Origin of the sequence: Algoriphagus sp. AK58 (genome assembly GCF_014324365.1) — a bacterium.
GTDB lineage: Bacteria > Bacteroidota > Bacteroidia > Cytophagales > Cyclobacteriaceae > Algoriphagus.
Map to the genome: position 1 here is coordinate 264,386 of NZ_QEIG01000007.1, position 11,341 is coordinate 275,726.

Here is an 11,341-nt window from a genome sequence, read left to right on the forward strand (position 1 = left end):
ACAACGATAACACAATTAATGCCAAAATGAAAATCTTGTTTGAATTACTTTCAACTCAATCTGTTTCTGGAGATGAAGCAGAGATTTCTAATCGGATAATTAATTTTATCGAGAAACGAAAGAATTCCTGGAAGGTTTTGCCAGAAGTGTTTTTCGGTGAAAAATTTCATGATTGTATTTTACTTCGTTTCGGCAATCCGACTACAGCGGTTTTTGCGCATTTGGACACCATTGGTTTCATGGCAAGGTATGAAAACCAACTTATTCCTGTAGGAGGCCCGGAAATTATTCCTGGAACCCCGTTGATTGGGAAGGATAGTTTGGGTGAGATTTCTTGTAAGTTAATCGGGGATGAAGAGGCCTGTTTTCATGATTTCCCAAGAAAAATCGATAGAGGCACGAGACTTTCCTTCGCTCAAAATATCAGAATCGATTCAGAATTCATTCAAGCGGCTTACTTGGATAATCGCCTTGGAATTTACAATGCTCTCACGCTATGTGAAAGTCTTGAAAATGGATGGGTGATTTTTTCTACCTACGAGGAGCATGGAGGTGGAAGTATGCCATTTTTATTAAAGTTTATTCAGGAAACTGCCCCGATCAAGCAGGCTTTGATATCCGATATTACTTGGATTACTGAAGGAGTACATCACCATCAGGGAGTAGTAATTTCCATTCGGGACAAGTTCATTCCCAGAAAAAAGTTCCTTGATCGTGTGATTCAATTGGCTGAAGAAAGTGGAATTCCATTTCAGTTGGAAGTAGAGGCATTTGGCGGTAGTGATGGAAAAGAAATTCAGTTTTCGCCTTTTGCGATTGACTGGTGCTTTATAGGGGCTGCAGAAGACCATGTTCATACACCGGATGAAAAAGTGTCTTTAAAAGACTTAGATTCTATGATTAAGATGTACCAATTCCTGCTCCAGGTCCTTTAATTTGCCGTGATGAAAAAAATAATACTTAAGGATAAGTCCTTTGAGGTTTATCTCACCGAAAATCAAATCAAAAGCAGAATAAGGGAGATTGGGGATCAAATCTCTCGGGATTTTCAAGGTGAAGAAGTGATTTTGCTTGGTGTTCTCAATGGGTCATTTGTCGTAATGGCGGATTTGGCAAGATCGATTGACCTTTCCATTCATTGTGAATTTTTAAAAATTTCTTCTTACTCGGGGATGGAGACAACAGGCAAGATTAAATCAATTCTTGGTCTATCGATTGACATCAAGGATAGAAATGTACTTGTGGTAGAGGATATTGTAGATACAGGAATCAGCATGGATTATCTGATTTCTCAACTTTCTGAAATGAATCCTAAGCGATTGGCCATTGCCACTCTGTTATTTAAAAAGGAGGCTTTTAGGTTTAATTACCCTCTGAATTATGTCGGTTTTGAAATTCCGAATAAATTTGTCGTCGGCTTTGGCCTTGATTATGATGGATTAGGAAGAAATCTTCCGCATATCTATCAGCTCAGTACTACTTAAACAAAGACTCCTGTAATGCTTAATATTGTTCTATTTGGCCCTCCGGGTGCGGGAAAAGGCACTCAAAGTGAAAAATTAATCGCTAAGTATGGCTTAACTCACCTTTCGACAGGGGACCTATTCAGAAAACACCTAGGGGAAGGTACAGATTTGGGTCTGCTTGCAAAAAAATTCATGGATCAGGGTCATCTAGTTCCTGACGAAGTGGTAATTAGCATGGTAGAGCATAAAATTAATTCTACTTCGGAGAGCAAAGGATTCATCTTTGACGGTTTTCCCCGCACTACAGCCCAAGCCGAGGCACTTGATGCCATGCTAGAAAACCATGGAATGAAAATTTCCGGAATGATAGCTTTGGATGTCCCTCAGGACATTTTGAAAGAGCGTATCAAGGAAAGAGGAAAAACCTCTGGTCGGGCTGATGATCAGGATGAGGAAAAGATCAACACTCGCATAAAGGTGTATTTGGCAGAGACTTTACCTGTAGCAGAGTATTATGAAAAGCAGGGGAAGTTTAAAAATATTAATGGTGTAGGGAAAATTGATGAGATCTTTGATGAAATCTCTAGCGTAATCGATAGCTACTGATTCCCAACGTTTTCTTAATTTTGCAATTCCAAGACTTGGCTAGGCTCTAGGGCTTAGCCTTTTTCTTTCTCTGACAATGGCCGATTCCAATTTCATAGATTACGTAAAATTTTGTTCCAGATCCGGTGCTGGTGGTGCAGGTTCTGTTCATTTTCGAAGAGAAAAACATGTGCCAAAAGGAGGACCTGATGGAGGTGACGGAGGCCGTGGAGGTCATATTATCCTTCGAGGTAATGCGCAACTCTGGACTTTGCTCCACCTTAAATATAAGAAGCATGTCATTGCGGATTCAGGAAGAGGGGGAGAAGGAGGAAGGCGAACCGGTGCTGATGGAAAAGATGTCATCCTTGAAGTGCCACTCGGAACTGTGGCTAAAGATGCTGAGACTGGCGAAAAGCGATTTGAAATCACTGAGGATGGCCAGGAAGTAATTCTTACTCGAGGTGGGAGAGGAGGATTGGGGAATGACCATTTTAAGACTGCTACCAATCAAGCTCCCCATTTTGCTCAGCCCGGAGAACCGGGGATTGAAGAATGGATTATTCTTGAATTAAAATTATTGGCAGATGTGGGGCTAGTTGGTTTTCCCAATGCAGGAAAATCAACACTTCTTTCTTCCATTTCTGCAGCTAGACCCGAAATCGGTGATTATCCTTTTACAACGTTAGTCCCTAATCTTGGCGTCGTCAGTTATCGGGACGATAAATCCTTTGTCATGGCAGATATCCCCGGAATTATCGAAGGGGCCGCAGAAGGCAAAGGTCTCGGAATACGGTTTTTGAGACACATCGAGCGTAACTCAATCCTGTTGTTTTTGATTCCTGCAGATGCGCCCGATATCAAAGAGCAATATAGGATTTTGTTGGGTGAATTGGAAAAATACAATCCTGAGCTTTTGGATAAAAAAAGGATTTTAGCCATTTCCAAAGCAGATATGCTGGATCAGGAGTTGATCCAAGAAATGGAACTGGAGATTCCTAAAGAAATCCCTTATGTATTCATCTCTTCGATCAGCCAATACAATCTGGATAAGCTTAAAGATCTAATCTGGCAGGCCATTCATGCCTGAAAAATGTCAGATTGTCAGAAAATGGGCTCTGGCAGAATCCTTGTTACATGCCTTTTGCCCAAATAGAATCAATAAAGTATGGAAAATAAAGAGAAACTGGACCAAGAAACCACTCAATCGATAGAGGAGCAAGTGGCAGAAGAATCGCTTCAAAATGAAACGGAACTTCCGAAAAACGAGGGAACTCAGCCAGAAAATCAGGAAGTAAAACTAGAAGCGGAAGTGGCAGAACTAAAAGATAAATACCTAAGACTCTATTCAGATTTCGAGAATTTCAGAAAGCGCACTGCAAAAGAGCGGATTGATTTGATCAAAACAGCTTCCGAAGATGTACTAAAGGAGCTTATCCCCGTGGTGGATGACTTTGAAAGAGCTTTTAAGGCTTCTGAGAACGAAACCGATGCTGCCAAAATCAGAGAAGGAAATCAGTTGATTTTTCACAAACTTTTAAGGATTCTTGAGTCCAAGGGATTGAAGTCAATGGATGATCTAGTAGGGAAGCCTTTTGATGCAGACACGCAGGAAGCTATAACGCAGATTCCAGCTCCATCTGAAGATTTGAAAGGTGCAGTGATAGATGTAGTCGAAAAAGGCTACGTATTGGGTGAAAAAGTGGTAAGATACGCGAAGGTGGTCACCGGAGCATAAAAGCATATGGCAAAAAGAGACTATTACGAGGTACTTGGAGTTTCCAAATCAGCAAGTGCGGACGAAATCAAAAAGGCGTACCGAAAGCTTGCCATTCAGTACCATCCTGATAAAAATCCTGATAATCCAGAAGCTGAGGAGAAATTCAAAGAAGCAGCTGAAGCCTATGAAGTACTGAGCAATCCGGAAAAAAAGGCTCGTTATGACCAGTTTGGTCACCAAGGTCTGGGAGGTAACGGAGGATTTGGCGGGGGAGGGATGAACATGGAAGATATCTTCTCCCAATTCGGGGATATTTTCGGAGGCGGAGGGTTTGGTTCATTTTTTGGCGGAGGCGGTGGAGGCCGAAGAACCAAAAAAGGAACAAACCTTCGTGTAAAGCTTAAGCTTAACCTTCAGGAAATAGCCAACGGCGTAGAAAAGAAGATTAAAGTCAAGCGGCATGTGGTTGCTCCCGGCGTGACCTTCAAGTCCTGCTCTGCCTGTCAGGGAACCGGCCAGGTAAAAAAGGTAGTAAATACCATGCTTGGACAAATGGTTTCGGCCAGCACCTGTGCAGTCTGTGGAGGGGCAGGTCAAATTGTCGACAAAAAGCCTGCTGAAGCGGACTCCAGGGGACTTATCGTCAAGGAGGAAGTGATCTCCATCAATATTCCCGGTGGCGTGGGAGAAGGGATGCAACTCAGCATGTCCGGTAAGGGGAATGAAACACCGGGTGGTATCCCTGGAGATCTACTTATTGTCATCGAGGAAGCGGAAGAGAATGTTTTCCAAAGAGAAGGAAACAACGTCATCTATGATCTCCACATTTCCTTTATTCAGGCTGCTTTGGGAGATTCTGTAGAAGTGCCAACGATTGACGGAAAAGTCAAAATAAAAATCGATCCTGGAACCCAAAGTGGGAAAATGCTCAGACTGAAAGGTAAAGGGATAAAAGATATCAATGGTTATAACCGAGGAGACCAGTTGATCATGGTCAATGTTTGGACTCCTACCCAACTGTCCCGAGAAGAAAGATCCATCTTAGAAGGACTTAAGAATTCGGATAATTTCAAGCCGGATCCCGGTAAGCAAGAGAAGTCCTTCTTTGATAAAATGAAGGAATTTTTCTAAAACTTTGTAAAGCCAGACTTGTATCTGGCTTTTTTTATATTTTTCACAAACCTTTTCAAAGTCGCCCCGTAACCTTACCGTATGCTGAAAAAACTGTGTCTGCTTCTTTTTTGGATCGTGGTAGGGACTATACCCGGCAAGGCGCAATTTGTAAAGGAATATAAGGTGTCGGGAAATCCTGATCTGGATTTAGTGCACCTGCATTTCACCACTTACAAAAGCATTACCCAACTCAAAAGAGTCAAGGCTCAAGATCCTATTTATATCCATGGGCATTTGGCAAAATCAAATATTCTTCCGGATTTTAAGTATACTGTTCGGAAGAATATCCTGGATGCTTCCTTGATTCATAAGAATGTAGAATCCGATAATTTAGGAAAGAACATCACTTCCAAGTTGTTTTTTTCTGAGACCGACTTTGAACATTCCTGGGATATAGGTTTGGTCAGTAATTATTTGTATGATTTGGATTTCAATTTGGGTATGGGTTCGGCTGACTTTGATTTGTCACAAGTTCCAATCTCAAAAATGAAAGTGAAAAGCGCCAGTGCAGATGTGGTCATTCGGTATGGAACAGAAGTACCCAATCAAGTGACAATGGATACCCTTCTGGTCACTTTGAATATGGGTAAGGTAGAAGTTCAGAATGCCAATTTCACTAATTCCAAAAAGATCATTCTGGAGGTGAATTATGGAAAAATCGACCTGAATTTCAGTTCAGGTATGCCTTCCGGTTGCCAGGTTATTGCCGCAGTGGGAGGAGGGACGGTCAATTTGAAGCTTCCCCCAGATTCAAATCCAGTCAAACTGAAAATGAAAACCACCCCAATGAGTCGAATGACATTGCCCAATTATCTTAGGGCAATAGATAAAGAAACTTATGTGACTAAAGGCTTTAGTTCTTCAGATCCCAAACTTTTAGACTTAATAATTGATGTGGGCGTAGGTTCAATCACTGTGCAATAGAAAAGAGATGCTGAAAATAACTAAGCTCAATAAAGCTTACTCTAATCACCGTGCATTGACCGATGTGGATTTAGTGGTACCAAAAGGAGTTATTTTTGGACTCTTGGGGCCCAATGGTGCTGGAAAGACCACTCTTATTCGAATAATCAATCAAATCATTGAGCAAGACAGTGGGTCGGTAGAGATTGATGGCAAAACGCTTTCCCCGGATGACATCCGTAAGATAGGTTATCTGCCGGAAGAGCGAGGGCTGTATAAAAAGATGACGGTTTGGGATCAGCTGATCTATTTTGCAAGACTTAAGGGACTGGAGTCATCGGAGGCCAAGCAAAAAGTCAAAAGCTGGCTGGATAAGTTGGAAATTGCAGGATGGAGAGAAAAGAAGGTCGAAGATCTTTCCAAAGGCATGGCTCAAAAAGTCCAGTTTATCTCTACAGTAATCCATGAACCGGGCTTATTGATTTTAGATGAACCTTTTTCCGGCTTTGATCCTGTCAATGCTGAGATTATAAAAAATGAAATCCTGGAATTGAAAGCCAAGGGAACCACGGTGATTCTCAGCACCCATCGAATGGAGTCGGTTGAATTACTCTGTGATCACGTGGCCATGATCAATAAATCCAGGAAAATTCTTGATGGGACAATCCGGGAAGTCAAAAATAGTTTCCGCCCCGAAGTGTTCTCGGTTGTTCTCACTCAACTCTCAGCAGATCTGCCCTATGATTGGCAGGTTCTGAAATCGGAAGATGGTCTATTTCACTTCTCTTTGTCACTGAATGGTCGTACTCCCAATCAGGCGTTGAAAGAATTGATGGAATATGGAGAAGTCCTGGAATTTAAGGAGCAGATTCCTTCCATGGAGGAGATTTTTATTCACCAGGTAAAAGGAACTAGCTATGAATAAGATTTTCTTGGTCATTCAGAGGGAATATTTGGCTAGGGTCAAAAAGAAATCATTTTTGATAGCTACTCTGCTTACTCCCCTCATTTTCCCTGCAATCATGGGGGTATTTGTTTGGATAGCAGTTTCGGAAAAGGAAAATCAATCCTTACGCATCATCGAAGTGATCGATGAGACGGATTTGTTTTTCATGGAAAGTTCCGAGCAATATGCCTTTACCTCCTCAGTAAATGATCCTGAAGAAGCCAAGAAAATGGTTCAGCAGGGAGAGCGATATGGTTTTTTGTATATTCCGAAAATTAATCTTACCAATCCAAAAGGTATCCAATATTACGGGATCGAGAATCCGAGCATGAGTCTGATGGGCTACTTGGAGTCTTCACTCAAGCGGAAAATTGAAGATCAACGGCTCTACGAAAAAGGTATCGATCCTTCCATATTAAAAGAAATCAGGACTCAGGTTTCCATTCAGTCAGTTACCTTGGGAGAGTCCGGAGAAGAAAAGATCAATGATGCCACCGTCAACTATGCCATAGGATTTTTAGCGGGGATTTTGATTTATATCTTCATTTTTGTCTACGGCAATCAGATTATGCAAGGTGTAATTGAAGAGAAATCCAGCCGGATTGTCGAGATTTTGGTGTCTTCACTGAAGCCTTTTCAGTTGATGATGGGCAAAATCGTGGGAATAGGCGCGGTGGGATTGACCCAGTTTCTGATTTGGGTGGTTTTGATCGGAACGCTGACTACTCTCGTGACGGGAGTCTTAGGCATGCAGATGCCTCAGCAGCAGGCGATGGAACTGGCCAGTCCGGAGATGGCACAAGCCACACCTGACAGCAGTGAACTCGCAGATATTCTGATGGTCATCCAGGGGATTGATTTTGTGGCAATCGTGGTAAGTTTTATCATTTATTTTCTGGGAGGTTACCTTTTGTATGGGGCCTTGTTTGCGGCCGTGGGTTCTGCTGTCGATGCGCCTTCGGATGCGCAGCAGTTTATGTTTCCCATTACCATTCCGCTGATTGTGGCCTACATGGGCTTGTTTGTTTTTGTACTTCAAGAACCTAATTCCACTACTTCTTTTTGGCTTTCCGTGATTCCATTGACATCTCCCATTGCGATGATGGGACGTATCAGTTATGGAGTTCCATTTTGGGAATTGACCTTGTCCATAGGTTTATTGATTCTTGGATTTCTGTTTACCACTTGGTTGGCAGGAAAAATTTACAGAATCGGAATTTTGATGCATGGCACCAAACCAACCTATAAAATCCTTTGGAAATGGATCAGGTCCAGCCAATGATTGGATAGAAGAATTTGGATTTAAAAAGTAGATTTTTCAGCGACATTTTTTTTCCAAAGCTATTTGGTCTAATTTTCTTAGGTCTGAATAAATGTATCGCTCTTCAAAACATCTATTCGGTATACTAAATCTTATTAGTCTGGAGTTACTTACTCAGTAAGCACACCCCTTCGCGGATGAAAAATAGGTTTCAGGATCTGACCTCGATCGACTTTTATCAAAACAAAAAACAGGTCAAATGGCTGGTTTTTTTGGTGTCCATTCTGATTGGTTCGGGGTCGATTTGGTACACCAATCTATTGGTGGATGAACTAAGAGAGAGGGAAAGGCGACAGATTCATCTTTTGTCCTCAGCCCTGGAGTACGCTGCTACTACCTCTGAAAATCTCACGTTTATCAATCAGGAAATTATCCAGCAAAATTATTCCATCCCCATCATCATGGTGGATGCATCCGGAGAGCCGATTGAATTTCGAAATATCAAGTTTAAAAAGAATGCCAATCAGGCGGATTCTGCTAAAACTCTGGATCGGGAACTGCTCGAGATGCAGGAGGAATATGAGCCGATTTACCTTCAGGAAGCCGATATCCGGGTTTTTTATCGCAATTCTGAGCTACTCACCAATCTTCGCTATTATCCCTATATCCAGCTTGCTGTGATTTTGCTTTTTGGAGCATTGGCCTATGCACTTTTCAATCAAAGTAAAATTGCCGAGCAAAACCGCGTTTGGGCTGGGTTGACCAAAGAGACAGCCCATCAACTCGGGACGCCAATCGCTTCCCTGATGGCCTGGATTGATTACTTGAGAAATTCTCCCGTGTGGGAAGAAAACAAGGAAATCATCCAGGAAATGGATAAGGATGTGGTCAAGCTCCGAATGGTGACCGAGCGTTTTAGCAGTATCGGGAGTAAACCAGTCATTCAGCCTGAAAATCTGTACCAAGTCATCGAAGAAACCATCACCTACTTGCGACCGAGAATTTCAACCAAGGTGGATATGTTTATCAATTCAGATTCCAAGGATTTGGATGCCATGATGAACAAGCCGCTCTTTGAATGGGTAGTGGAAAATATCTGCAAAAATGCAGTCGATGCCATGAAGGGGAAAGGCACGATTACCATCGACATCCTTCAGGACAGCGATAAATATGTGATAGTGGATATCACCGATACTGGGAAAGGAATCGAGAAAAAGAACTTTCGGAAAGTTTTCAACCCTGGTTTTTCTACCCGTCAGCGAGGTTGGGGCTTGGGCTTGACCTTGGCCAAACGCATCGTAGAAGGCTACCATGGAGGGAAGATTTTTGTCAAAAACTCTGAAGTCGGCAAAGGCACGACGTTCCGGATTATGCTATTGGGCAATCTCGAGGATGCTTCGCAGTTTATTACCGAGGGGATTTTGGAATACTGAAGGAGAACGAAGTCTGCAAGAAACTTCGTCATTCGAAATTCTTCTTTCGATGTTCGATATTTTTTTCATTCAATTTTGAATATCGAAGGCCGAACATCGAATAGCGAAGTTGTGAATGGGAGAATTAAAATTCCATTCGTTCATTTTTCTTACCTTTGCCCCCTGAATTTTACTACCCATGAGTTTGACCGAGGAAATCAAAAAGCGGAGAACGTTTGCCATTATTGCCCACCCGGATGCGGGAAAGACCACTTTGACAGAAAAGTTGCTCCTTTTTGGTGGCGCAATTCAGACAGCTGGAGCGGTCAAGTCCAACAAAATTGACACAGCTACCAAATCCGATTGGATGGAAATCGAAAAGCAACGGGGTATTTCCGTGGCAACTTCGGTCATGGGTTTTGAATACAAGGATGTCAAAATCAACCTACTCGATACCCCGGGTCACCAGGACTTTGCTGAAGATACCTACCGTACCTTGACTGCTGTGGATTCCGTTATCATGGTCATCGACTGCGTGAAAGGGGTCGAGATCCAGACCGAAAAGCTCATGGAGGTCTGCCGCATGCGCAATACTCCTGTGATTTGCTTTATCAACAAACTTGATCGGGAAGGTCGTGATCCATACGATTTGCTTGACGAAGTAGAGGAAAAATTGAATATCAAAGTTCGTCCGCTTTCCTGGCCAATCGGGATGGGAAAAGGCTTTAAAGGGGTGTATAATCTATATGAGAAAAAGCTTAATCTCTTTACTCCTTCCCAGCGTAAGCTCAGCGACGACCGCCAGGTATTCGAAAACTTGGATGATCCGCAGTTGGATGCCTTAATCGGACCCGGAAATGCTACTCAACTCAGGGAAGACGTGGATCTGATCGAAGGGGTCTATCCGGATTTTGATGTAAAGGATTATTTGGAAGGGAAAATCGCTCCTGTGTTTTTCGGTTCGGCGGTAAATAATTTCGGGGTGAATGAAATGCTGGACACGTTTATTAAGATTGCCCCCTCGCCAAAAAGCAGAGAAACCGATGTCCGTGAGGTGAAGCCTGATGAGCCTAAATTTTCCGGCTTTGTCTTTAAGATCCACGCCAACATGGATCCCAATCACCGAAACCGCATCGCCTTCTTACGAATCTGCTCGGGGAAATTTGAGCGGAACAAGCCTTACAACCATGTCCGTGGACCCAAGCCGCTTCGTTTTTCCAACGTGACCCAGTTTATGGCCCAAGACAAGGAAATCATCGATGAGGCATTTCCGGGTGATATTGTCGGACTTTACGATACCGGAAACCTGAAAATCGGTGACACCTTGACTGAAGGGGAAAACATGGTGTTCACCGGGATTCCGAGCTTTTCTCCGGAGATCTTCCGCGAAGTGGTCAATAAGGATGCAATGAAGACCAAGCAATTGGAAAAAGGGCTGAAGCAATTGATGGAAGAAGGCGTGGCGCAGCTTTTTACGTTCGAAATGGGACAGCGGAAAGTTGTCGGCACGGTTGGTCAACTTCAGTTTGAAGTAATTCAGTTCCGATTGAAAAACGAATACAATGCCACCGTGGAGTTTCATCCGATGAACCTCTACAAGGCCTGCTGGATCAGCTGCAAGGACAAAAAGCAATTGGATGAATTTGTGCGTTCAAAGAACCGCTACATCGCTCGGGACAAAGATGACAAGCTGGTCTTTATGGCCGAGTCCAAATCTTGGCTACAAATGGTGCAGGACAACTACCCTGAGATCGAATTCCATTTTACTTCGGAGTTTTAGTGTTCTCAACCCTCCAAAGGTTCTGAACCCTTGGAGGGTTTATTTTTCTCGTTAGTCCTGCTTCTTCTCCGATTCCTATCGGAGCTGGAATTTTT

The 11,341-nt window shown here is 42.9% G+C and carries 11 protein-coding genes; all 11 read left to right on the top strand.

The features are described from left to right. The first annotated feature begins 26 nt into the window (after positions 1–26). The 11 genes from DDT91_RS06735 to DDT91_RS06785 all read left to right on the top strand — a co-directional run bounded on the left by DDT91_RS06735 (position 27) and on the right by DDT91_RS06785 (position 11,246). Entirely contained in the window at positions 27–935 is a 909-nt protein-coding gene (locus DDT91_RS06735) for an aminopeptidase (RefSeq protein WP_187175381.1), read from the top strand. Positions 936–944: 9 nt separating this feature from the next. Further along, entirely contained in the window at positions 945–1,484 is a 540-nt protein-coding gene (gene hpt, locus DDT91_RS06740; RefSeq protein ID WP_187175382.1) for a hypoxanthine phosphoribosyltransferase, read from the top strand. A 15-nt stretch (positions 1,485–1,499) separates the two neighbouring features. Beyond that, positions 1,500–2,072, top strand: a complete 573-nt coding sequence (locus DDT91_RS06745; protein ID WP_187175383.1) for an adenylate kinase — start codon at positions 1,500–1,502, stop codon at positions 2,070–2,072. A gap of 76 nt (positions 2,073–2,148) precedes the next feature. Next, entirely contained in the window at positions 2,149–3,141 is a 993-nt protein-coding gene (gene obgE / locus DDT91_RS06750) for a GTPase ObgE (protein WP_187175384.1), read from the top strand. 78 nt (positions 3,142–3,219) lie between these two features. Further along, positions 3,220–3,789 (top strand): nucleotide exchange factor GrpE, encoded by a 570-nt coding sequence (locus tag DDT91_RS06755; RefSeq protein WP_187175385.1) that lies wholly within the window; start codon positions 3,220–3,222, stop codon positions 3,787–3,789. 6 nt (positions 3,790–3,795) lie between these two features. Continuing rightward, positions 3,796–4,902, top strand: coding sequence for a molecular chaperone DnaJ (gene dnaJ, locus DDT91_RS06760; protein ID WP_187175386.1), 1,107 nt, complete (start codon positions 3,796–3,798; stop codon positions 4,900–4,902). A gap of 81 nt (positions 4,903–4,983) precedes the next feature. Continuing rightward, entirely contained in the window at positions 4,984–5,868 is an 885-nt protein-coding gene (locus DDT91_RS06765) for a hypothetical protein (RefSeq protein WP_187175387.1), read from the top strand. A gap of 7 nt (positions 5,869–5,875) precedes the next feature. Next, a complete protein-coding gene (locus tag DDT91_RS06770) occupies positions 5,876–6,772 on the top strand; it encodes an ABC transporter ATP-binding protein (protein ID WP_187175388.1) in 897 nt (298 codons plus the stop codon). Further along, a complete protein-coding gene (locus tag DDT91_RS06775) occupies positions 6,765–8,075 on the top strand; it encodes an ABC transporter permease (protein WP_187175389.1) in 1,311 nt (436 codons plus the stop codon). The genes DDT91_RS06770 and DDT91_RS06775 overlap by 8 nt, the downstream gene beginning before the upstream one ends. A gap of 176 nt (positions 8,076–8,251) precedes the next feature. Next, the gene (locus DDT91_RS06780; RefSeq protein WP_187175390.1) at positions 8,252–9,487 is read left to right on the top strand and encodes a HAMP domain-containing sensor histidine kinase; all 1,236 of its coding nucleotides are present in this window, start codon (positions 8,252–8,254) and stop codon (positions 9,485–9,487) included. Between the two features lie 178 nt (positions 9,488–9,665). Further along, positions 9,666–11,246: a peptide chain release factor 3 gene (locus DDT91_RS06785; protein ID WP_187175391.1), complete on the top strand. Its 1,581-nt coding sequence runs from the start codon at positions 9,666–9,668 to the stop codon at positions 11,244–11,246. The last annotated feature ends 95 nt before the right edge of the window (positions 11,247–11,341 follow it).

Coding starts and splice junctions, on each gene's coding strand:
- DDT91_RS06735 (WP_187175381.1), top strand. CDS start 27: ATGAAAATCTTGTTTGAATTACTTTCAACTCAATCTGTTTCTGGAGAT.
- hpt (WP_187175382.1), top strand. CDS start 945: ATGAAAAAAATAATACTTAAGGATAAGTCCTTTGAGGTTTATCTCACC.
- DDT91_RS06745 (WP_187175383.1), top strand. CDS start 1,500: ATGCTTAATATTGTTCTATTTGGCCCTCCGGGTGCGGGAAAAGGCACT.
- obgE (WP_187175384.1), top strand. CDS start 2,149: ATGGCCGATTCCAATTTCATAGATTACGTAAAATTTTGTTCCAGATCC.
- DDT91_RS06755 (WP_187175385.1), top strand. CDS start 3,220: ATGGAAAATAAAGAGAAACTGGACCAAGAAACCACTCAATCGATAGAG.
- dnaJ (WP_187175386.1), top strand. CDS start 3,796: ATGGCAAAAAGAGACTATTACGAGGTACTTGGAGTTTCCAAATCAGCA.
- DDT91_RS06765 (WP_187175387.1), top strand. CDS start 4,984: ATGCTGAAAAAACTGTGTCTGCTTCTTTTTTGGATCGTGGTAGGGACT.
- DDT91_RS06770 (WP_187175388.1), top strand. CDS start 5,876: ATGCTGAAAATAACTAAGCTCAATAAAGCTTACTCTAATCACCGTGCA.
- DDT91_RS06775 (WP_187175389.1), top strand. CDS start 6,765: ATGAATAAGATTTTCTTGGTCATTCAGAGGGAATATTTGGCTAGGGTC.
- DDT91_RS06780 (WP_187175390.1), top strand. CDS start 8,252: ATGAAAAATAGGTTTCAGGATCTGACCTCGATCGACTTTTATCAAAAC.
- DDT91_RS06785 (WP_187175391.1), top strand. CDS start 9,666: ATGAGTTTGACCGAGGAAATCAAAAAGCGGAGAACGTTTGCCATTATT.